This is a genomic window from Actinomyces massiliensis 4401292 (assembly GCF_000269805.1).
GTDB lineage: Bacteria > Actinomycetota > Actinomycetes > Actinomycetales > Actinomycetaceae > Actinomyces > Actinomyces massiliensis.
This window is the reverse complement of the sequence record NZ_JH711481.1, coordinates 1,549,476-1,569,766: the sequence shown is the minus strand read 5'-3', so window position 1 is coordinate 1,569,766 and position 20,291 is coordinate 1,549,476. Positions and strand designations below refer to the sequence as shown.

General features: G+C 69.6%; 22 protein-coding genes. 13 read left to right on the top strand and 9 right to left on the bottom strand.

The genetic code is table 11. The features are described 5' to 3' along the window. Positions 1 to 22: 22 nt before the first annotated feature. The 3 genes from W5W_RS0106740 to W5W_RS0106730 form a co-directional block, all read right to left on the bottom strand. Positions 23 to 922 (bottom strand): bifunctional methylenetetrahydrofolate dehydrogenase/methenyltetrahydrofolate cyclohydrolase, encoded by a 900-nt coding sequence (locus W5W_RS0106740; protein ID WP_017194836.1) that lies wholly within the window; start codon positions 920 to 922, stop codon positions 23 to 25. Beyond that, positions 919 to 2,217 carry a serine hydroxymethyltransferase gene (gene glyA / locus W5W_RS0106735; protein WP_017194835.1) on the bottom strand — a complete coding sequence of 433 codons (1,299 nt, stop codon included), beginning with the start codon at positions 2,215 to 2,217 and terminating at the stop codon, positions 919 to 921. Before glyA ends, W5W_RS0106740 begins: the two co-directional genes overlap by 4 nt. Positions 2,218 to 2,695: 478 nt before the next feature. Then, the gene (locus tag W5W_RS0106730; RefSeq protein WP_017194834.1) at positions 2,696 to 3,841 is read right to left on the bottom strand and encodes a CobW C-terminal domain-containing protein; all 1,146 of its coding nucleotides are present in this window, start codon (positions 3,839 to 3,841) and stop codon (positions 2,696 to 2,698) included. 49 nt (positions 3,842 to 3,890) lie between these two features. On the opposite strand from W5W_RS0106730, the gene rpmB reads away from it, so the two are divergent. From rpmB to purU, 9 genes are all read left to right on the top strand, one after another. Next, positions 3,891 to 4,127: a 50S ribosomal protein L28 gene (gene rpmB / locus W5W_RS0106725; RefSeq protein WP_017194833.1), complete on the top strand. Its 237-nt coding sequence runs from the start codon at positions 3,891 to 3,893 to the stop codon at positions 4,125 to 4,127. Continuing rightward, complete coding sequence (gene rpmG, locus W5W_RS0106720; protein WP_008729562.1) at positions 4,127 to 4,306, top strand: 50S ribosomal protein L33; 180 nt, start codon at positions 4,127 to 4,129, stop codon at positions 4,304 to 4,306. Before rpmB ends, rpmG begins: the two co-directional genes overlap by 1 nt. After that, positions 4,306 to 4,611, top strand: coding sequence for a 30S ribosomal protein S14 (rpsN, locus tag W5W_RS0106715; protein ID WP_017194832.1), 306 nt, complete (start codon positions 4,306 to 4,308; stop codon positions 4,609 to 4,611). Before rpmG ends, rpsN begins: the two co-directional genes overlap by 1 nt. Positions 4,612 to 4,627: 16 nt before the next feature. Further along, on the top strand, positions 4,628 to 4,897 hold the full coding sequence (locus W5W_RS0106710; RefSeq protein WP_008729585.1) for a type B 50S ribosomal protein L31: 270 nt from the start codon (positions 4,628 to 4,630) through the stop codon (positions 4,895 to 4,897). Continuing rightward, on the top strand, positions 4,894 to 5,016 hold the full coding sequence (gene ykgO / locus W5W_RS0106705) for a type B 50S ribosomal protein L36 (RefSeq protein WP_017194831.1): 123 nt from the start codon (positions 4,894 to 4,896) through the stop codon (positions 5,014 to 5,016). Before W5W_RS0106710 ends, ykgO begins: the two co-directional genes overlap by 4 nt. 213 nt (positions 5,017 to 5,229) lie before the next feature. After that, positions 5,230 to 5,652, top strand: a complete 423-nt coding sequence (locus tag W5W_RS0106700; RefSeq protein WP_029574133.1) for a hypothetical protein — start codon at positions 5,230 to 5,232, stop codon at positions 5,650 to 5,652. Between the two features lie 17 nt (positions 5,653 to 5,669). Further along, positions 5,670 to 6,905: a glutathionylspermidine synthase family protein gene (locus tag W5W_RS0106695; RefSeq protein ID WP_017194829.1), complete on the top strand. Its 1,236-nt coding sequence runs from the start codon at positions 5,670 to 5,672 to the stop codon at positions 6,903 to 6,905. 144 nt (positions 6,906 to 7,049) lie between these two features. Beyond that, positions 7,050 to 8,267 carry an APC family permease gene (locus W5W_RS0106685; RefSeq protein WP_017194827.1) on the top strand — a complete coding sequence of 406 codons (1,218 nt, stop codon included), beginning with the start codon at positions 7,050 to 7,052 and terminating at the stop codon, positions 8,265 to 8,267. 127 nt (positions 8,268 to 8,394) lie between these two features. Beyond that, positions 8,395 to 9,303: a formyltetrahydrofolate deformylase gene (gene purU / locus W5W_RS0106680; RefSeq protein WP_017194826.1), complete on the top strand. Its 909-nt coding sequence runs from the start codon at positions 8,395 to 8,397 to the stop codon at positions 9,301 to 9,303. A gap of 71 nt (positions 9,304 to 9,374) precedes the next feature. On the opposite strand, the gene W5W_RS14760 is transcribed toward purU, so the two are convergent. Then, a complete protein-coding gene (locus tag W5W_RS14760) occupies positions 9,375 to 12,089 on the bottom strand; it encodes an HNH endonuclease signature motif containing protein (RefSeq protein WP_238533273.1) in 2,715 nt (904 codons plus the stop codon). Between the two features lie 135 nt (positions 12,090 to 12,224). Here W5W_RS14760 and W5W_RS0106670 point away from each other — a divergent pair, with 135 nt between their 5' ends. From W5W_RS0106670 to W5W_RS16370, 3 genes are all read left to right on the top strand, one after another. Continuing rightward, on the top strand, positions 12,225 to 12,803 hold the full coding sequence (locus W5W_RS0106670) for a DinB family protein (protein WP_008729548.1): 579 nt from the start codon (positions 12,225 to 12,227) through the stop codon (positions 12,801 to 12,803). Between the two features lie 156 nt (positions 12,804 to 12,959). Further along, positions 12,960 to 13,352: a GntR family transcriptional regulator gene (locus W5W_RS0106665; protein ID WP_338009603.1), complete on the top strand. Its 393-nt coding sequence runs from the start codon at positions 12,960 to 12,962 to the stop codon at positions 13,350 to 13,352. Positions 13,353 to 13,458: 106 nt separating this feature from the next. Next, positions 13,459 to 13,620 (top strand): DUF5808 domain-containing protein, encoded by a 162-nt coding sequence (locus tag W5W_RS16370; RefSeq protein ID WP_008729569.1) that lies wholly within the window; start codon positions 13,459 to 13,461, stop codon positions 13,618 to 13,620. 14 nt (positions 13,621 to 13,634) lie between these two features. Here the strand turns inward: W5W_RS16370 and W5W_RS0106655 are convergent, their stop codons facing one another. Continuing rightward, positions 13,635 to 14,873, bottom strand: a complete 1,239-nt coding sequence (locus W5W_RS0106655) for an MFS transporter (RefSeq protein ID WP_154650258.1) — start codon at positions 14,871 to 14,873, stop codon at positions 13,635 to 13,637. Between the two features lie 83 nt (positions 14,874 to 14,956). Here W5W_RS0106655 and W5W_RS16440 point away from each other — a divergent pair, with 83 nt between their 5' ends. After that, on the top strand, positions 14,957 to 15,517 hold the full coding sequence (locus W5W_RS16440; protein ID WP_008729593.1) for a MerR family transcriptional regulator: 561 nt from the start codon (positions 14,957 to 14,959) through the stop codon (positions 15,515 to 15,517). 834 nt (positions 15,518 to 16,351) lie between these two features. On the opposite strand, the gene W5W_RS0106645 is transcribed toward W5W_RS16440, so the two are convergent. From W5W_RS0106645 to W5W_RS0106630, 4 genes are all read right to left on the bottom strand, one after another. Continuing rightward, positions 16,352 to 17,584, bottom strand: coding sequence for an N-acetylglucosamine-6-phosphate deacetylase (locus W5W_RS0106645; RefSeq protein ID WP_008729576.1), 1,233 nt, complete (start codon positions 17,582 to 17,584; stop codon positions 16,352 to 16,354). A gap of 66 nt (positions 17,585 to 17,650) precedes the next feature. After that, positions 17,651 to 18,151: a hypothetical protein gene (locus W5W_RS0106640; RefSeq protein ID WP_017194822.1), complete on the bottom strand. Its 501-nt coding sequence runs from the start codon at positions 18,149 to 18,151 to the stop codon at positions 17,651 to 17,653. Beyond that, complete coding sequence (locus W5W_RS0106635; RefSeq protein WP_017194821.1) at positions 18,151 to 18,957, bottom strand: ABC transporter permease; 807 nt, start codon at positions 18,955 to 18,957, stop codon at positions 18,151 to 18,153. The genes W5W_RS0106640 and W5W_RS0106635 overlap by 1 nt, the downstream gene beginning before the upstream one ends. Positions 18,958 to 19,022: 65 nt before the next feature. Then, positions 19,023 to 19,937 (bottom strand): ABC transporter ATP-binding protein, encoded by a 915-nt coding sequence (locus tag W5W_RS0106630; RefSeq protein ID WP_017194820.1) that lies wholly within the window; start codon positions 19,935 to 19,937, stop codon positions 19,023 to 19,025. Positions 19,938 to 20,291: the final 354 nt, after the last annotated feature.

Sequence of the window (20,291 nt, the reverse complement as noted above, 5' to 3'; positions counted from 1 at the left end):
CAGGCCCGTCCCGGCCGCCGACTCAGCCCGCCCGACGCTCGGCCGCCTCCACCACATTGGCCAGCAGCAGGGCGCGCGTCATGGGCCCCACTCCCCCGGGATTCGGGGAGAGCCAGGCCGCGACCTCGTCCACACCGTCGGCGACGTCCCCGGCGATCCGCCCCTTGCCGGTGGCGGGGTCGACCGCCCGGGAGACGCCCACGTCCAGGACGACGGCGCCGGGCGCCACCATGTCCGCGGTGACGATGCCGGCCGAGCCGGCCGCGGCGATGACGATGCCGGCGCAGCGCACGTGCGCGGCCAGGTCCTGGGTGCCCGTGTGGCAGACATCGACGGTGGCGTTGACGTCCTTGCGCCCCAGCAGCAGTCCGATAGAACGGCCCACGGTCACGCCCCGGCCGATGACGCACACGTCCGCCCCCGCTAGGTCGATGCCGTGGCGGGTCATGAGCTCGATACAGGCCCGGGGCGTGCACGGCAGCGACGAGGCGATTGGGCCGGAGCTGCGCAGGACGAGGCGGCCCAGGTTAGTGGGGTGCAGGCCGTCGGCGTCCTTGTCGGGGTCGATGCGCTCCAGGATCGCGTTGGTGTCGATCCCGGCGGGCAGCGGCAGCTGGACGATGTAGCCGGTGCAGTCCGGGTCGGCGTTGAGGCGGTCGACGGCGGCGGCCACCTCGGCCTGCGAGGCGGTGGCGGGCAGGTCGATGCGGATGGAGTCGATGCCGACCTCGGCGCAGTCGGAGTGCTTGCCGGCCACGTACTTCACGCTGCCGGGATCCTCCCCCACGAGCACGGTGGCGAGCCCCGGGGTGATGCCGCGCTCGCGCAGCGCCGCCACGCGCGTCTTGAGCTCCGCCTTGAGGGTCGCGGCCGTGGCCTTGCCGTCCAGGACCCGGGCAGGGCCGTTCCAGGGCGCCCTCACTGGGCCAGTCCCGGGTAGAGGGGGAAGGCGTCGGTCAGGGCGCGCACGCGGCCGCGCAGACCCGCCAGCGTCTCGTCGTCGGCTGTGCCCGCGACGCCTGCGATCAGCGCCGTGGCGATGATGTCGGCGACCTCGGTGAACTCCTCGGCGCCGAAGCCGCGGGAGGCCAGGGCGGGGGTGCCGATGCGCAGTCCGGAGGTCACGCGCGGGGGGCGCGGGTCGAAGGGGACGGCATTGCGGTTGACGGTGATGCCGGCGTCGTGGAGAAGGTCCTCGGCCTGCTGGCCGTCCAAGGGGGCCTCGCGCAGGTCCACCAGGACCAGGTGGACGTCGGTGCCGCCGGTGACCAGCCGGATGCCGGCGGCGCGCGCATCGTCGGCCCGCAGGCGCTCGGCCAGGATGGCGGCGCCCTCAATGGTGCGGGCCTGACGGTCCTTGAACTCCTCGGTGCCCGCGACCTTCATGGCCACGGCCTTGGCGGCGATGACGTGCATGAGGGGGCCGCCCTGCTGGCCGGGGAAGACGGCGGAGTTGAGCTTCTTGCCCCACTGCTCGGCCCGGTTGGACAGCAGCATGCCGGAGCGGGGGCCGCCCAGGGTCTTGTGAACCGTGGTGGACACGACGTCGGAGGCGGGCAGGGGGCTGGGATGCAGACCGGCGGCGACGAGTCCGGCGAAGTGGGCCATGTCGGTCCACAGGGCGGCGCCGACCTCGTCGGCGATGGAGCGGAAGGCCTCGAAGTCGAGGTGGCGGGGGTAGGCGGACCAGCCGGCGATGATGACCGCGGGGCGCTCGCGCAGGGCGGCCTCGCGCACCTGGTCCATCTCGATGCGCATGGTGGTCTCGTCCACGCCGTAGGCGGTGGCGTTGTAGTTCTTGCCGGAGAAGTTGATCCGCATCCCGTGGGTGAGGTGGCCGCCGTGGGCCAGGGACAGGCCCAGGAGGGTGTCGCCGGGGCTGGCCAGGGCGTGGAGGACGGCGGCGTTGGCCTGCGCCCCGGAGTGGGGCTGGACGTTGGCCCACTCGGCGCCGAAGACGGCCTTGGCCCGCTCGATGGCCAGGGATTCGGCCACGTCAACCACCTCGCAGCCGCCGTAGTAGCGGCGCCCGGGGTAGCCCTCGGCGTACTTGTTGGTCAGCACCGAGCCCTGGGCCTGCAGGACGGCCCGGGGAACGAAGTTCTCCGAGGCGATCATCTCCAGGGTGCCGCGTTGACGGTCGAGCTCGCCGGCGAGGACCTCGGCGATGTCGGGGTCGAGCTCGGCAAGGGGCTGGTTGATGACTTCCGCAGTCATGTCTCTCCTCAGGTATGGCATGCGCTTGCGGGAGCGCCCGTCCGGTGGCGCGCGCATCGGCATGGATGGCGGATGACCCGTGGCCCAGGCGGGCGACCCCGGAGTCCTGGCACCCGCGGTCGCCCGCGAGCGCTCTTGGTTGATGCCGCTCCCCGGTGGTGCCCCACCCGGCGCCAGTCGCGACACGCGTACCTTATCGCGTCGCGCCCGCAGACCGCGCCCGCGCTCCGTGCTGAGCAGCCGGGTTCACGCTCCGGCGGGGCTCTCGCAGGCCGCCCATCCAGCCGCCCGGACCTGGGAAGTGTCCAAAACGGAGGGGATTAAAGCGGCGGCGCCTTCAGTTTCCATTGGAAACGATGCGCCAACCTGCGCAATCAGTATCTGAGGAGAGAGCAACAGCGGGTAGATCTCCTCCGTTTTGGACAGCCCAGCACGGAAACCGCCTCCGCAGCACCGGGCGAAACCCGGAAGAAGGGCGTCAGGAACCGAACCAGTCCCCCAGGCCATCATCGGCGCCGATCCAGGACATGGCCTGGGCCATCTCATCCTCGCGCAGCAGTACCAGGCCGAACGCCTGCCGCACCCGCTCGCGCATCTGCGCATCGCCCAGACCGGTGACCACCAGGTGGCAGCGCGGCCCCGCCACACCGATCACCCCATCCGGGGCCCGCCCGCCGGGCATCCCGTCGGGGTCCCACTCGGGGGCCTCGTCCCAGGTGCCGGCATCGCCCACGCTCACGGCCCCGCCCGCCACCTCCCAGGCGCACACGCGCCCGGGACGACTCGGCAGCCAGAAGCAGCCGCGAGCACACAGGCCGTAACCGGCCAGGTCCGCCACGAGCTCGCGCAGGCGCCCGGGATGGAAGGGCAGAGAAGCGCTCAGGTCCAGGGTCCATACGCCATGATCGGCGGGACCGCCCCAGGCCCGGGTCGTGGCGGGATGGACGCGGGCGACGGCGGCATCGGCGTCGTGGCGCAGGGCCAGCAGTTCGGGCAGGAGCGGGGCCTCCAGGCCGGGCAGCATGAGGGTGTCATGGGGGCGCAGATGCTCCACCAGGTCAAGCCCGACCGGATCGCGGCCGAGCGCGACGACGACGTCGGCGTAGCCGAGGGCCACCATGTGCACCTCGCCCGCGCACTGGTCCTCGGCGGCGACGACCGAGTCGGGCAGCCGCTGATGCGTGAGCAGGTCGCGGGCCGCGGTATCGGCGTCGATGATGTGGGCCAGGCCCGCGAGCGCCACACCGGGCAGCTCCGCGAGTTCCTCGGCCAGGAGGGGAGCCAGGTGGATGAGCTCGACGCCGGGCGGCAGCAGGACGACGGTGGCGCCGTCGGGCTCGAGGCGAGCGCGGTCCTCCGCAATGGCGACCAGCACCTCCCGCAGGGAGCAGGTCCAGCACTCCGAGGTGCGCGCGACATGGAAAGCAGGAGGGGCCTGGGCGCCCCCGTCTATTCCGTCTTCTCCGTTGATCGGCACCTGCGCGGCGGTCAGGCGGATGAAGTCGTCCTCGCCGCCGGCGTACAGGGACGCGGTCAGGACGAGGGCGTCCTGACCGTGGAGTGCGAGAGCGGTCAGATCCACCAGCAGCGGGTCGACGGCGCTGATGAGTGCGAGGCAGTGCACGGCACCTCCCAATTGACTGTAGTGAGAATCATTTGCATATAGTGGACCCATGAGCCGCTATTGCCAAGTCACGGGAGCCCGGCCGGTCACCGGCCACTCGATCTCCCACTCCCACCGGCGCACCAAGCGCCGGTGGCTGCCCAATCTTCAGAGGAAGCGCTACTGGGTGCCGTCCCTGGGCCGCACCGTGCGCCTGACCGTGAGCGCCAAGGGCATCAAGATCATCGACAAGAAGGGAATCGACGTCGTCGTGGCGCAGATGCGCGCGAGAGGGGAGAAGGTCTGATGGCCACCAGATCAGCCAAAGCCAAGGATGTCAGGCCCGTCATCAAGATGGTCTCCACCGCCGGCACCGGGTACGCCTACGTGACCCGCAAGAACCGCCGGAATACGCCCGACCGTCTCGTCCTGCGCAAATTCGACCCGGTCGTGCGCCGGCATGTGGAGTTCAAGGAGTCCCGCTGATGGCCAAGAAGTCCAAGATCGCGGCCGAGAAGCGCCGTCGTCGGATCGTGGCGCGCTACGCCGAGCGCCGCGCCGAGCTCAAACGGGCCGGTGTCGATCCGGCACTGACCGACGCCGAGCGGGAGGCCGCCATGGCGGCCTTGCACGCCCTGCCCCGCGACGCCTCCCCCACGCGCCTGCGCAACCGCGACGCCATCGACGGGCGCCCGCGCGGCTTCCTGCGCAAGGCCGGGGTCTCGCGCGTCCGATTCCGCGAGATGGCCCTGCGCGGCGAGCTTCCCGGTATCTCGAAGTCGTCCTGGTGAGGAGCGAGTCAGTCACATGCGCCCCGGAATCCACCCCGATTACCACCCGATCGTCTTCCGCGACAAGAGTGCGGACTTCGCCTTCCTGACCCGCTCCACCATGACCTCCGATCAGACCATCGAGTGGGAGGACGGCAACATCTACCCCGTCGTCGATGTCGATGTCTCCTGCGCCTCGCACCCCTTCTGGACCGGCAGGGGCCGGATTCTGGACACCGCCGGGCGCGTGGAGAAGTTCGAGCGCCGCTACGGCAGGACCCGGAAGGAGAAGAGAGAACTCCCATGAAGGTTCGCGCCTCCATCCGCTCACTGGCCAAGCAGCCCGGCTCCAAGGTGGTGCGCCGCCGCGGCCACACCTATGTCATCAACAAGAAGAATCCGCGCTTCAAGGCCCGTCAGGGCTGAGTGAGCCGGCCCGCCCTCGCCCTCTCTCTGACTCTCTGACTCTCTCTGACACCCCGCGCGCGGACCGGGGCACGGGGCGTCATGGAGAACCATGGGGACTGCTGCCGTTGTCGACGGCGGTGGCGCGCCCTACGCTGGGACCCGCACTCACCGGCGTCGGGCACTCCAGCCGCGGCAGCCGCGGCACTGCACGAGGTGGGGGAAGGGAGAAGGATGCGCGCGAGGAATCGAGGTCAGCGGGTGGTGGTCTCCGCCGTGACCGCGGCGGCCGCGGCGCTGTGGGTGGGCGGGCTGACGGGCTGCTCCTCCATGAGCGGCAGCACCGACGCCGACTACGTCAAGGTCTGCAAGGACCCCAGCACCGACCAGCGCACCGACGACGACAAGTGCGACGACTCCTCCAGCACGTCACACGGCTCCTCTCACCCGCACTGGGTCTACATACCCACCTCCAGGGGCAGTTCGGTGACTGCTCCGGCGGTCGGCGAGAAGGTGCCCTCCGGCTACAGCGACTCCAAGCCGCCCTCGAGCAGCAAGGTCACCACCTCCAAGCGCTCGGGCGGCTCCTACTCGCGCGGCTCGGGCACCAGCCGCGGAGGCTTCGGCTCCGGCTCCGGACACGGATCGGGGTCCTGACGGTGCAGCGCATCCCGATGTCGCCGCGCCAGGGCTGGCGGGAGACCGTCGCGCTCCAGGGCCTCGTCTTCTCCGACACCACCGATCCCATCACGGGCGTCACCACCAGTTACTGGAACGAGCACGCCTGCTACGAGCTCACCATGACCGAGGTGGACACCCTGGAGATGGCCAGCGAGAATCTCCACCTCATGGCGAGGGACGCGGCCGGATTCCTCGCCGAGGAGTGCCTCAAGCCCGGTTCCCCCTTCAACCTGGGCATCCCGCGCGAGGCGGTCGAGTACGCCAAGGCCTCCCTGGAGCGCGACGATCCCTCCTTCTACTCGCGCTTCGACCTCATCTACTCCGGCAATGACGGCCGCCCGCCGCGGATGCTGGAGTACAACGCCGATACCCCCACCGGCCTGCTCGAGGCCGCCCTCATCCAGTGGTACTGGCACGAGGACGTCCACCTCAAGGCGGGGATGACGGGCATCGACCAGTGGAACGGCCTGCACGAGGAGCTCATCGCCCAGTGGAAGCGCATCGACGACCACCTGGGCGAGCGCCACGGCGTCCGCCCCCACATGTACCACTTCGCCTACACCGACGCCGATGACTCCGGCGAGGACCTCATGACCACGGGCTACATCATGGACACCGCCGTGCAGGCGGGCCTGAAGAGCAAGCTCGTGGAGATGAAGCAGATCGGCCTCGACCGGGAGAATGCACGCTTCACCGATGAGGGGAACCTCCATCTCGAGGCGATCTTCAAGCTCTACCCGTGGGAGGAGATGGTGTTCGAGGAGTTCGGGTCGGCCATCTGCTCCCTCAAGCCGGATTACTGGTTCCAGCCCGCCTGGACGATGTTCCTGTCCACCAAGGCGCTGTCCGCGGCGCTGTGGTACCTCTACCCGCGTCACGCCAATCTCATCCCCACCTACATGTACCCCGACGACGCCCGCGCGCGACACGACACCATGGGCATGTCCGAGTACGTCATCAAGCCGCTGCACGCCCGCGAGGGCGCGAACATCGAGCTGCACGGCGAGGGCAGGCACATCGTCCAGCCCGGGGGCTGGGGCGTCGAGGGCTACGTCATCCAGGAGTTCTGCAAGCTGCCCGACTTCCCCGGCTCCGATCACCCGCACAACCGCCCGGTGCTGGGGACCTGGATGGTGGGCGAGGAGTGCTACGGCTTGGGCATCCGCGAGTCCGACGGCCCTATCACGGACTACTACTGCCGCTTCGTGCCCAACCGGATCCGCATCTGAGGAGCCCCACTGGGACCCGCATCGCCGTACTCGCCCCCGCACTCTCAGTCGACTTCCCGGTCATCCCGGGCGCCTCAGCCTCTCCTGAGCATCGCCCAGGGCACCGCCCTGGCCCTGTCCGCGACCGCGCCGTGGTACTCGATCATGGTCACCGCGCCGCTCATCGCCGCACTGGTCGGCTCGGGCACCGCCGTCGTGTACATCGTGGCGGCGATACCTGCGGCCCTCGTGGCCCAGGGCATGAGCGCCAACGATCGGCGGGACCCGCACAAGGGCAGCGTCTACACCTGGGTGCGACGGCGCCTGCCCCGCACCGGTTGGTTCGCCGGGTTCTGCCTGGCGTCCACGGGCATCATCGCCACCTCGGGAATGGCCTATGTGGCCGCCGACCTTCTGGCCCGGTCCGCCCCGACACCGGTGAAGGCGCTCCTGGCGGCGGCGCTGACTGCCGTCGCCGCCGTCATCGACCTGTACAAGCTGCGCGTCATGGCGGTGCTGCAGTACCTGGCGGTGATCGCCGGGATCGGCGCGACGATCGTGTGCGTCGTGCTCGTGGCGGGGGGCGCGGTGCACCTGGCGCCGGTGACCGGATCGCCGCTGGACTGGTTCCGCGCGGTCCTGCTCGCGGTCTTCGCCTATTGGGGCTTCGACGCGATCTTCGCGCTCACCGAGCACACCGCCGTCGGCGCGCCCCAGCGCGTGACGGTACTGACCATGGCGGCCCTGGTGGCCTTCTCCGTGGTCGGCGGGACGGCCTACAGCACCGTCGATCCGACTCCCGTGACCGGCAATCCGGTCGTCGGGATCGCCGTGATCTCCTCGGCGGTCATGAGCCTGGGCTCCACGCTCATCCCCACGGCCCGCGGGATCGAGGCGATGGCCGACGCCGGCGAGGTCCCCTCCTGGGCGGGGGCGCTGAGGCGCACGTCCTGGGCGACGGCGGTGGTCACGGTCGCGTCAGTGGCCTGGACCGGCCTGCTGTTCGTCTCCGAGGGGCTTTTCAACGACACGATCGAGGCTCTCAGTGTGCTCGTGGGCCTCTATTTCACGGCTAACTCGCTCATTGCGGCGCTCCACGGCGGGTCCGGGGGCGAGCGGGTCGGCCAGGCGGTCTCCGTGGGGCTCATGGCCCTCATCACCGCAGCTGTGGGGATTCAGACGCTGGATCCGGCCTATGGGGAGACGGCTGTGGGCGGCGCCGACGGCGTGGGAGGAGTCGGGCTGATCGTCATCGGCCTGTGCGCGATCGGCGGAGTGGGGGCGCTGCGCTACGGGGCGAGGCGGGCGGCCGAAGGCGAGAGGCGGGCTGCCGAAGGCGGAAGGCCGAGCGCGCTGCCGAGCGGAGCACATGACGGCACGTGAAGAGGCTCCCAGATGCCGGGGCCGGCGGGCGGCGCCGATCATTCCTCACCGCCGAGGTTCCGAACGGCATGCATCCGGGCAGGGCACGTGACGGCACGTGAGAGCAACGGCGTCTAGGCTGCGTGCCATGAACACGCCCGCCACGCCGTCCGCCCCGTCGGGGGTCTCCCCAGCCTCCCCGGCCGCTTCGGATCCCGCCCATCTCGTCCTGTCGCTGTCCTGCCCTGACCGGCCCGGCATCGTCCACGCCGTCTCCGGGGTGCTGGCGCGCCGCGGTGGGAACATCACTGAGTCGAAGCAGTTCGGCGACGAGGATTCCGGCCTGTTCTTCATGCGCGTCCAGGTCATGACCACGGTTCCGCGCGAGGAGCTGGAGAAGGATCTCGCCGAGCTCGCCGAGACCTACACGATGACCTGGAGCCTCGATGAGGTCGGGCGGCCCCTGCGCACCCTCATCATGGTGAGCAAGGAGGGGCACTGCCTGACCGATCTCCTGTTCCGGGCACGTAGTCAGGGGCTGCCGATCGACGTCGTGGGCGTTGTCGGCAATCATGAGGACCTACGGCCCGTCGCAGAGTTCTACGGGGCGCCCTTCACCTGCATTCCGGTCACGCGGGAGACGAAGGAGGCGGCCGAGGCCGAGCTGCTGCGGCTGGTCGGCGAGCTCGACGTCGAGCTGGTGGTGCTGGCGCGCTACATGCAGATCCTCTCCCCCGCCCTGTGCGAGCGCCTGCACGGGGGCGTCATCAACATCCATCATTCCTTCCTGCCCAGCTTCAAGGGCGCCAACCCCTACCGTCAGGCGCATCAGCGGGGCGTCAAGCTCATCGGCGCGACCGCCCACTACGTGACGGCGGATCTGGACGAGGGGCCGATCATCGAGCAGGACGTCACTCGCGCCGCTCATGAGGACACAGTGGCGACCCTGCGCGCCAAGGGGCAGGACGTCGAGCGCCGCGTGCTCGCCCAGGCGGTGCGCTGGCACGCCGAGCATCGCGTGCTGCTCAATGGGCAGCGCACCGTCGTCTTCGCCTGAATGACGGAGGGAGCCAGCGGCCGGCTGCTTCGCGACCGCCCTCTTGGGCCTGACTTGTTCCAGAAGGTGTCTCAGAAGGGTGGGATGGCGTCGAGCAGCGGAGTCAGACCGAGCTCGTGGAGGGCTCGAGAGTAAGGGACGGTTTCGAAGTCACCGGGGTTCTGGCCAGGACGGGGACCCCGAGTCGTTAACACCGGTACTGTCTTGCGCCCGGCAGGATCGGACTCGGCAAGTCCTTTGGCCAAGCGGTCGAAGACCGCGGGCGTGATGTCCTTTGCAAGGGCGTCGGGCACACGGACCGCAGGACGAACCTGCTGACGGGGTCCGGTGCGGCGGGGCAGCATGGTAACGGTACCGTCCGGTGCACGGTGGTAGCGGGCACCGGTAGGAGTGCGCCACATCAGGGCACCGGTGGAGGTGCGGGTCAGTGCCCAGCCGGGGGTGTGCTTGAGTCGGTGGTGCGCTCGGCACAGGCAGGTCAGGTTCTCGTAGGAGGTGATGCCGCCACCGGCCCACGGAACGATATGGTCCACGTCGCAGCCGCGCGCCGGCACGTCGCAACCGGGGTGGGTGCACGCGGCATCGCGAGCGCGCACCAGATCGGCCAGAGCGGCGGGCGGCCGGTAGCGGGTACGGCCCACATCCACCACAGTGCCCGAGACGGGATCGGTGACCAGACGACGCCAGGTCCCACCGGCGGCCAGCGCCCTGGCGACCACGGCGGGTACGGGCACACTCCTCCCGGCCGTGCCCAGGGAGGCCTCCACGGTCTGCGCAGTCTGCACGGTCTGGACAGCGACGGACGGCCTAAGCGCCCTCGCATCTTCTGCAGGGCCAGGCGACTCGGAAATGGGCAGACCGAAATCAGTCGATCCTGAAATAGGCGCAGCGAAACCACGCGAGCCGCTTTCAGAGAGGCGTCTGCCAGGCGAACCGCCCTCGAGCACAGCGGAATCAACGCGGCCAAGGCCTGGTAGTCCGCACTTGGACGGCCCCTCATTGGGGCGATCGGACGGCCCGCCACCAGGCCACCCACCGCCGAGCGCTCCGTCACTGGGCGACCTGCTGTCTTGGGGGCCACCACCGGACACTCCACCACCGGGGCGATCGGACCGCCCGTCACCAGGCGGCCCGCCATCTAGAGACGCACCACCGGTCGGCCCGTCATCCGGAGGCCTGCCACCGAGCGCTCCGTGACCGGGCAGCCCACCGCCGAGCACTCCACCACCGGACGGCCCACTGCCGGGCGCAGCGGTGACAGCCCGACAGCTTTCGGATGAATCGTTCCCGGTCGATTCAGGTTCGAGAAGGTCGACCAGGTGGTCCAGGGGAACGGTGACGTCCACATTGACCGTCAACCCCGGCGGCAGGACCACGGGAGCGGCACCCGAGGGCATCCACCACGGGGCGGTATGGCCGACCACGTCGCTAAGAGCGGTCAACAGCCCTCGAAGCGGAACGCCGTCGGGCATCAGATCCGCTGGGTCCGCGGGTGCCGTTGAGTCCGCTGGGGCCGCTGGATCTACAGCCCTCATCGCATCCACACCCGCGACCCCTCCTCCGCCCGCAGCCCTGGGCTCATCCGCAGCTGCGAAGGCGGCATACTCCGCCCCGGAGGACTGAGCAGCGGCTCGATGCTGACTGGACTTCAAGGCGTGCAGACTCATTGACACCAGGGCGTCGGCGCGCAGTTGCCCGAGAGTGCGCCGATCCCCCGTCGCACGCGCCGAGGCGGCGATGGCGTCCAGGGTGGCGTCCACCAGGAACGCATCGGGGCGGGGCATGAGTATGCGCATCTCGCACACCCCCGTACCCGCCTCGCGAGGCCGAGTCACATGACGCCCCGCACTATGACGCCTGGCCCGGGCACTGGTCCCATCGGGATCCAAAGCCGTCAGAGCCTTATCCACATCCCTGCCCACCTGAGCACTCGTGCGGTGCACGGCCCGCCCCACTACCCGCTCCTGCACCGCCTCAGCCACAACGGCGGGCTCCTCCACCAGGCGGCGTACCAGCAGACCGGCCTTGGACTCATCCAACAATCCCACTCGATGCAGCCCGGAAGTCGCCCTCAAACGGCCGTCCAACAGTCCTGCTCCCCGATCAACCAGGTGAGAGGACCGCGTGCGCGAGACGCCCAGACGACACGCGATCTCACTGACGGCGTTCCAGCGCCCCGCCGCATACGCCCCAGACGACGCCGATCGACTCTGCTCCCGGCCATCACGATCGGCCCGGCCCCGAGCATCCCCTTGAGATCCGCCATCGCAGCACTGATCATCGCGCGAGGGCATCCAGGGCTCACCGCTCATATCCGGGCACCGCGCCAGGCACTCGGCCACCACCGCCTGAGCCCACTGCGCCCAACTGGCCAGACGACCGCACGCCGCCACTGCCTCGCTCAGCACGTCCGCACCCAAGCCCACCAGCACATCGGACCCGGCGCCGTCGACGACCAGCGCCCGGGCGGCATCCGCCAGAGCCCGCTCACCCGGATCCACGACGTCCCCGACAAGGCCGGCACCGTCATCGTCAGCCCCAGCAGCCCCGGCACCGGATGCACTCCCGCCGTCGTCACCGCCGCCAGCAGCGCCGTCGGCCCCCGGAACCGAGACCAGCAAAGGCTCCACCAACCGCTCGATCGCAGCCGCCAGTCCGGGACCCGGCACCATCCCCGACAAGCCCGCCAACGCATCCGAGCCGACACCGCCCGACAGCAGCACACCACCAGCACCGCCCACGGCGACCTCCGCGGACGGCCCAGCAGCACCCCGGCTCTCGAACATGACAACAGAATAGGATCGGGGTGAGACACGAAAACGGCCCCCTTAAAAGTGCGGGCCGGGCCCGAGCCCCGGCCCGAGCCCCGGCCCCAGCGCGGCCCCCTCCGCAGCCCGTCGCAGACGGCATACGGTGGAGGCATGAGCGAGAGCAGCGGACGCCCCACAGACACCCCCACCAGCAGCACCAACGCCACCCCCTGGCCGACCCTCCTGACCGCCTCTCTGGACCGCTCCCGCGAGCGCTTCGACCGCGCCCTGGACGGCGTCACCGTCGAGCAGGCGAATACCCAGCCCGCCCCGACGACCGCGCCGCGCATCGACTCCCTGACCTGGCTCGCCTGGCACACGGCCCGAGAGATCGACCTGCAGGTCTCGGCCCTGGCCGGCACTGACGCACTGTGGACCTCGGCCGGCTTCAGCAAGCGCTTCGCCCTGCCGCTGCCCGACGACACCGAGGACTGGCGCCACGCGCCCGAGCAGGCTGCCCTGGTGCGCGTGAGCGACCTCGCCGTCCTGACCGACTACCTCGACGCCGCCTACGCGCTCATCCGCGACTACCTGACCGGCCTGGACCCGGCATCCCTCGACGAGGTCATCGACCACTCCTGGCAGCCGCCGGTCACCCGCGCCTCACGGCTGGCCTCCATCATCGACGACGCCGCCCAGCACTCCGGCCAGGCGGTCTACTCCCGCCGACTGCTCGGCCTGGAGGGCTGAGGCGGGGCAGCTTCCGCACCACCCATCGCTTACTACGCTCATTTCCCCCTTGCTGCGCCTCTTCAAGCCGTGCAGGAAGGGGCAAATGAGCGCAGTAAGCGCCAACACCACACTCTGTCCTACTATTACTCATACAGATAGCACAGAAGGGAGTTCATCATAGACATCGAGATCGACCCGCTCTCCCCCACCCCGGTCTATCAGCAGATCCGCAACCGCGTCGTCGAGGGCATCGCCCGATCCGAGCTGCGCCCGGGCGACCGCCTCGCATCCGTGCGCACGCTCGCCTCGGCCTTCGCCATCAACCCGGCCACCGTCTCCAAGGCCTACGAGCTCCTGCGCACCGAGGGACTGGTGGTCACCAACGCGAAGTCGGGCACGGTCATCTCTCCCGCCCCCGCCGCAGACCGGCACAGCACCGCACATTGGGAGGAGCGGCTGCGCATCCTGCTAGCCGAGGCCCTGGCCCACGGCCGCACCGAGCAGAGCATCCTGGACAGCGCAGCCCGATGCCTCGACACGCTCTCCCCCGTGGGCAGAAGGCCCTGATGCTCGCCCTCACTCTCACTCTCGGAACCGCCAGTCTCGTCATTGGAGTCGCACTGGGGGCGACGCCGTCGATGTCGCGCGACACGACGCCCTGTGGCTCGGAGGCATGTTCTACATCAATCCGGAGGATCCCTCGCTCATCGTGCCCAAGCGAGCCGGCATCGGCACCACCATCAACCTCGGGCACCCCGTGGGAAGGGCTATCGGCGCGCTGATCATTCTGATACTCGCGGGCGCAGCCGTTACGACCGCGATCTCCTGCGCGTGATCGTCCGACCGGCCCTAGCGGGCCTCGCGATCCATGCGGAGGGCGGCAGCTGCCAGGCCCAGACCGGCCGCCGCCAGGAGCGCGCCCCCGAATCCGCTCCAGCGCAGCAGCCCCGCAGCGGCGCCCAGTCCGCCGAGAGCGGCCCCGATCGCATTGGCCAGATTGAAGGCGCCCACGTTGACGGCCAGCGACAGGGTCGGCGCGGCTCCGGCATGGTGCAGCACGAGTGACTGCAGCGGTGCGATCGTGGCGGTCGAGAGCAGGCCCAGGATCAGGACGGCCCCGATCATCGGTGCCGGGCGCGGGGCCAGAAGGGGGAAGACCGCCAGGGTGAGGATCAGCGCGAGGAGCACCCCGACAAGCGTTGCCCTCACGGAGAGATCGGCCAGGCGCCCGGCGACCAGATTGCCGATGAAGCCGCCGATTCCGTAGGCCAGCAGGAGACCGGGGATCGTCCCGGCGGCGATTCCGGTCACCTCGGAGAGCAGGGGCGCGAGGTAGGTGAAGACGAGGCCGACGCCGGCGAAGCCGATGGTCGTGGTCGCGACCGCGAGCAGGACCGGAGCGCGCAGCAGCGTCCGGATCTCATCGCCCACGCCGGTGGTGGGGGCCGGGGTACGTTCCATGGCCGTCGCGAGCAGCAGCACTCCGAGCGCAGCGACCGCGGCGACGATGACGAACGGCATCCGCCAATTCGTACTGCCACCCAGCAGGGCGCCCATCGGGACGCCGAGCACGGTGGCGATCGTGAGCCCGGAGCCGACGATCGCGATCGCCCGTCCCTGCCGCGCCTGCCCCATCAGGCCCGTCGCGGTGGTCAGGCCGATGGCGAATAGCGTGGCCTGGCTGCATGCCGAGGCCACTCGGCCCGCGATCACCCACGCGTAGGACGGCGCGATCACGGTGATCGCCGTGCCCGCGATGAAGACCGCCCCCAGCGCCAGGGCCAGGCGCTTCCTCGGCAGGCGGGCGGTCAGCGCGGTGACGACGGGTCCGCCGATCGCGACTCCGAGTGCGTAGGCGGTGACGATCTGGCCGGCGGCCGCAATGCTGACGGAGACGTCGGCGGCGAGCTGCGGGAGGACTCCGGATACCAGGTACTCGGCGGTGCCCGTGCAGAACACCAGAAGCACGAATCCGGCCAGGACGACGGCGCGCCCGATGCGGGACCGAGCGGCGGAGGTGACGGACGAGGCGGCGGATTGGGCGGCGGATGGATCGGATCGGTCGGGAGAGGACTGCTCGGCATTCACCCTGATAGGATCAACCTTCACATCAATGTGAGGGCAAGATGCCCGGGCATCAACCGATCATCGCCCGACGGGAGGCAGCCCACATGCGCATCTCCGAAGTCACCGACCGCACGGGCATCCCCACTCGACTTCTCCGCTATTACGAGGAGCAGAAGCTCCTCGTGCCCGCGCGCAACGCCTCCGGCTACCGGGACTACAGCAGCCAGGACGTCGAGGTGGCCCGCCGCATCCGACAGCTGCTCGACGCCGGCCTCAGCACCGCGACCATCCGCACCGTCCTGCCGTGCCTGACCGAGCGCGCAGGCCGCCTCGCCCCGATCTGCGAGGAGACCGTCAATGATCTCAAGCGCGAACAGGCCCGGATCCAGGCGTCGATCGAGACCCTGGCGGCCTCACGGGACGCCATCTCCTCGGTGATCGCCGCGGGGCGGGACGAGGGCGGTGAAACCAGCAGGGACAGCAGAGACGACAACAGCAAAACAACGAGGACGCCTCAACCCGAGAGCCCCGACGACCGGCCGCTCAAGCGAGCCGGGCAGACACAGCGCCCTGCCGGTAGGTCCGAAGCCACAATGCATCGCTGGACCGCTGCTTCACCCCCTCGGACACGGCGAGCCACTGCGACGCCGACTTCGACGAGCTGATCATTGTGCAGAGCTGAGGCACTCCCTGTGTCGTCGAGATCGGTCGAAACCCGTGCCGAGATCGGTCGAGCTCCGGCTCGAGATCGGTCGAAACCCGTGCCGAGATCGGTCGAGCTCCGGCTCGAGATCGGTCGAAACCTGTGCCGAGATCGGTCGTAATCCGCGTCGAGATCGGTCCGGTTCCGCGTCGAGATTGTGGTGCGTCAGTACATCTGGAACGGGATGGGTGTCTGTGAGTGTCTCGGGTGGGGTGGTCTCGGGACTGGAGAGCATATGAGCCGGGTTGCACCGCCGCGGGACGGCTCTGCTGATACCCGCATGTGCCGGGGCGGCCGATGTTGCACACTCGCGCGCACTCCGCGCCGGGGGAAACCGCGGAATCATGCGGAACAGCGCCGTCAGCAACGACCACAATCCCACTCCCATATGCGCAGACCCCCCTCACCGCACATGGGAGCCCGACCGCCGCACACGACGCTCGCCGGATAAGCCCGTCATTCCAACAAAAACCAGCCCCCACTCCGCAGAGACCCCAGTCTCCCATGTGCAACACCGATGGCAACCACACCCGCCAGGCCTACCCATCCACACCCCATACCGAGATCGGTCGAGTTCCGGCTCGAGATCGGTTCGATTTCGGCCCGGCCGACCCGACGTCGAGGCACGCACGACGAACTCGGGGACAAAGGCCACATGCCACAATTCGAAACCGTCGGCGAGCAGCAGATCGGCGACAGCGCAACCGATCTCGAGGCGGAATACGACCGATCTCGGCGCGGGTTACGACCGATCTCGGCGCGGGTTACGACCGATCTCGGCGTTAGGCGTTACCCCTCAGACGACGACCTCGCCACGACGCAGGACGCGCACGGGCGCGAGATCGGCATCGGTAACCACCAGGTCCGCCCACCTGCCGGGCTCCAGGGCCCCGATCGAGTCGTCGCCGAGGACCTCGGCCCCCTGACAGGAAGCGGCGTAGACGGCATCGACCAGATCGACCCCACCGCGCCAAGTGGTGCGCACGACATCGATCAGGTGCGCGGTGCCCCCGGCGATCGCACCGCCCTCGGTCAGGCGCGCCACCCCATCGGCCACCGTGACCGCGGCGGGCCCCAGCACGTAGTCGCCGTCGGGCATGCCCGCGGCCGCCATGGCGTCGGTGACCAGGATGACGTTCTCCCGCCCAAGGGTCTCGAACATGTCCAGGACGATCTCCGGGGCCAGATGGACGCCGTCGCCGATCATCTCCAGGACGCACTCCCCCCGCCGGGCGGCGGCGAGGAACTCCGGCACCGGGCCGGGCGTGCGGTGGTGCATGGGCCGCATACCGTTGAACAGGTGGGTGGCGGTGGAGCGGGTCGAACGCACCGGCTGGCCGGAACGGACACGCGCAGCGAGTCGGGCCGAGGCGTCGGCCAGTCCCGCGCGCACCGGAGCGGCTTCGGAGTCGGTGTGCCCGAAGGAGGGCAGGGCCCCGCCGTCGATCAGCGCGGCCACGACGCCGTCGCCGCCGGTGATGCCGGGCTTCTCCGGGGCGATCGTCATGGTGACCACGTGCCCGCGGCCGAGCTCGATGAGCTCGCGGGTCAGGGCCGCATCGGGCGCGATGATGTAGGTGGGGTCCTGGGCGCCGCAGCGCTCCACCGATACGAACGGCCCCTCGAAGTGGATGCCGGCGAGCTCGCCCGCGTCGCACAGATCGGCCAGGACGCACGCGCGCGCCCTCAGGACGTCGGCGGCCGCGGTGACGCAGGAGGCCACCAGGCTGGTGGTGCCGTGACGGCGGTGCTCCAGGATGGAGACCATGGCCTGATCCGCGGTCTCGGCATTGGGGAAGGACTCCCCGCCGCCGCCGTGGCAGTGGACGTCGACGAGGCCGGGCAGCAGGTAGCCGCTCTCGGGGGCGACCACGGCGTCGGCGAGCAGGTCGCCCCAACCGGCGCGCTCGGCCTCGGCGGCGGCCCCCACCCATGGGATGTGCCCCTCGGCGACAACGACCAGGCCATCCTCGATAATCTCGACGGGAGTGACGACTCGCCCTCGCAGGGCCGTGGCAACGCTGCTCATACCCGGAGTGTACCTCCGGACGTCTGACGTCTGCTGACCGAGTGAGTCACAATCGCCGCGCCCACTTCACCGCGTCTCCCCGCCGCGCCTGCGGAATGCGCCCGCGGCAACCGCCAGGAGCAGGCCGCCCAGCCCGACGGCGCAGACCACGAGCTCCAGAGTCCCCAGGATCACATGACCTCTCTTGAGCAAGCTGACAGAGCCGATCGACGACATGATGAACAGCCAGGCCGCCGACACCGCGCCGACCCAATGGCGCGCGCAGAGCATGACCGCGCTGGACACGAGCCAGCCGAGGATGACCCAGAGATACGTCCAGCTGCGGGCGGCGGGCAGCCACCCGGGAATCCCCTCGGGGGAGATCAGGAGAGCGATCACTTCGAGCAGTCTGACTACCAGGCAGGCGACCGCCGCACCCAGACCGAGGCGGATTCGCAGCGGCGCGCGCCACAGCGGAGCGACACCGGTCCGATTCGAGCGGTCTGGCCGGCTCGAGCGGTCCGGCCGATTCGGCCGGTTGGACCAGGGCAGACGACTGGGCCGGGACGACGAGGATGGCACGCTCATCAGCCCCTCTGCTTCCACAGCTGCAGGCCGCCCAGGGCGCAGATCGTGGTCATGGGCAGGGCCAGGAGCAGTCGCAGCCACTCGGTGCGACTCGCCCCGGTGCCCGTGTAGACCCCGACCATGACGTCGAGCCACTGCTTGAGCGGATTCCACTCCAGGACCTTCTGAAGGATCTCGGGCAGGCCCTCCAGGGGCACGGCCGCGCCCGAGCCGAAGAACATGATGAAGAAGATCGCGGCGGACAGGGCCTGGGTGGTACGGGCTGAGACGCGCAGTGCCCCGATGAGAAACCCCAGCGCCGACAGCCAGAGAATCGAGCCGATGAGGAGCAGAAGATAGACGGGACTCCACAGACTGTTCCGCAGGCCGTCGCGCAGCCCGACCACCATGACGATGACCGCCGAGGAGCCGGCCAGCAGAATCAGCATGGAGGCCAGCACGCCCGAGGCGAACAGTCGGCCCGGCAGAGGCAGGACCGCGTATCGCCGGTCCACACCCCGACTCCGCAGCTCGGCCAGGTAGATCGGCAGACCCATGAGCAGGAGGTTGGCCGCCACGGTCAGGATGAGGGAGGAGAACATGGCGTCAATGAAGTGCACGCCGGGGGCGATCTCGGTGGAGCCGTAGGGAATACCGATGAAGACATATATGATCAGCGGGAACGCCAGGGAGAAGAACACCGCGACGGGCTCGCGCAGGAGCAGCATGAATTCCTGGCGCGCCCACACGAGCAGGATCCGCCACCAGGGTGCGGGCCGGGACAGACGGGGCTGCCGGGCCTGAAGGGGCTGAACTGCATTCTCCATCGCTCTTGTTCTCCCACTCCGGCCGATGGACTTCTTCTGGGACTTCGCGGATTTCATGGACTGGTTCATCGTGCCTCCCGCCCTTCCGCATCGGCTGCGCCGACGGTCACCGCATGGGTGAAGACGTCCTCGAGACGGATCGGTCCGCGCAGCACGTCCTGGTAGCCCAGCTCGCCGCGCTCATAGGCGGCCTCGACCTGCTCGCCGACCCGCACGACCTCCTCCTTGGAGCCCACGAGGACTCGGGTGTCGCCGCCGCCGATGAACTCGACATCGTGACACCGCGCCCAGGCATCAACAGCGGCATCGACTCCGATCAGGCGCAGCCTCCACCGCCCGCCGGCGAGCCCCAGCACCTCCTCGACCGGACCCTGAAGAACCAGGCGGCCCTGGTTGAGCACCAGCAGCCTGTCGGCATAGGCCTCGGCCTCGCTCAGATCGTGCGTCGAGGCCAGGACCGCCGTGCCCTCGTGGCGTCGCCGCCTGAGGAACTCCCACAGCTCCGCCCGCGCCACCGGATCGACCCCACTGGTCGGCTCGTCCAGGACCAGGGCGCGGGGACGGCCGATGCAGGCCAGGGCGACGTCCAGGCGCCGCTGCCACCCGCCCGACAGGGAGCCGACCGACGATGTCATATAGTCATTCAGGCCGAGCTGGGAGACGATCTGCTCAACCGGCCCGGGATCGTCGTACAGGCACGCCACGGCGCGGATGGCCTCACCGACCTTGAGCCGCCGAGGCAGGCCCGCCTCCTGGAGCTGAACGCCGACGACCATCCGCTGCTCCCCCGAGGGCCGCACCTCCCGGCCGGCGACGCGAACCTTGCCCGCGGTCGGCAGGCGCAGACCGGAGACCATCTCCATGGCCGTGGTCTTGCCCGAGCCATTGGGGCCGACGAGGACGACGATCTCACCGGGGCGGACCGAGAAGGAGACGTCGTCGAGGGCGAGCGCATCGGCACCCGGATAGCGCTTGGACACCCCCTCCCACTCCATCACGTACTGCGCGCCGGCAGCAGTTGTAGCGGTGGCGGCTGCATCCGCAGTAGAGGCAGTGCCAGCGGTGCCAACACTGCCAACACTGCCAGCGGTGCCAGCGGTGCTAGTACTGCCAGCGGTGCCAACACTGCACTTACTCCCCACCGACGGCGACCGCCGCCTCGAGCCGCTTCTGGACAGACGTTCCATAACTTGAACTCCTCGCATTCACAGATGAGTTTGCATTTCAAACTGATGAGAGAAGGATACCTCCGTAGGTTTGATCTGCAAACTCCTTCGCGGGAGAGATCCCCGGCGTCGAGGTCGACTTTCTCGAACGAGATCGACGGCGTGACC

Coding starts and splice junctions, on each gene's coding strand:
- glyA (WP_017194835.1), bottom strand. CDS start 2,217: ATGACTGCGGAAGTCATCAACCAGCCCCTTGCCGAGCTCGACCCCGAC.
- rpmB (WP_017194833.1), top strand. CDS start 3,891: ATGAGCCGCTATTGCCAAGTCACGGGAGCCCGGCCGGTCACCGGCCAC.
- rpmG (WP_008729562.1), top strand. CDS start 4,127: ATGGCCACCAGATCAGCCAAAGCCAAGGATGTCAGGCCCGTCATCAAG.
- rpsN (WP_017194832.1), top strand. CDS start 4,306: ATGGCCAAGAAGTCCAAGATCGCGGCCGAGAAGCGCCGTCGTCGGATC.
- W5W_RS0106710 (WP_008729585.1), top strand. CDS start 4,628: ATGCGCCCCGGAATCCACCCCGATTACCACCCGATCGTCTTCCGCGAC.
- ykgO (WP_017194831.1), top strand. CDS start 4,894: ATGAAGGTTCGCGCCTCCATCCGCTCACTGGCCAAGCAGCCCGGCTCC.
- W5W_RS0106700 (WP_029574133.1), top strand. CDS start 5,230: ATGCGCGCGAGGAATCGAGGTCAGCGGGTGGTGGTCTCCGCCGTGACC.
- W5W_RS0106695 (WP_017194829.1), top strand. CDS start 5,670: ATGTCGCCGCGCCAGGGCTGGCGGGAGACCGTCGCGCTCCAGGGCCTC.
- W5W_RS0106685 (WP_017194827.1), top strand. CDS start 7,050: ATGGTCACCGCGCCGCTCATCGCCGCACTGGTCGGCTCGGGCACCGCC.
- purU (WP_017194826.1), top strand. CDS start 8,395: ATGAACACGCCCGCCACGCCGTCCGCCCCGTCGGGGGTCTCCCCAGCC.
- W5W_RS14760 (WP_238533273.1), bottom strand. CDS start 12,089: ATGTTCGAGAGCCGGGGTGCTGCTGGGCCGTCCGCGGAGGTCGCCGTG.
- W5W_RS0106670 (WP_008729548.1), top strand. CDS start 12,225: ATGAGCGAGAGCAGCGGACGCCCCACAGACACCCCCACCAGCAGCACC.
- W5W_RS16370 (WP_008729569.1), top strand. CDS start 13,459: ATGTTCTACATCAATCCGGAGGATCCCTCGCTCATCGTGCCCAAGCGA.
- W5W_RS16440 (WP_008729593.1), top strand. CDS start 14,957: ATGCGCATCTCCGAAGTCACCGACCGCACGGGCATCCCCACTCGACTT.
- W5W_RS0106645 (WP_008729576.1), bottom strand. CDS start 17,584: ATGAGCAGCGTTGCCACGGCCCTGCGAGGGCGAGTCGTCACTCCCGTC.
- W5W_RS0106640 (WP_017194822.1), bottom strand. CDS start 18,151: ATGAGCGTGCCATCCTCGTCGTCCCGGCCCAGTCGTCTGCCCTGGTCC.
- W5W_RS0106635 (WP_017194821.1), bottom strand. CDS start 18,957: ATGGAGAATGCAGTTCAGCCCCTTCAGGCCCGGCAGCCCCGTCTGTCC.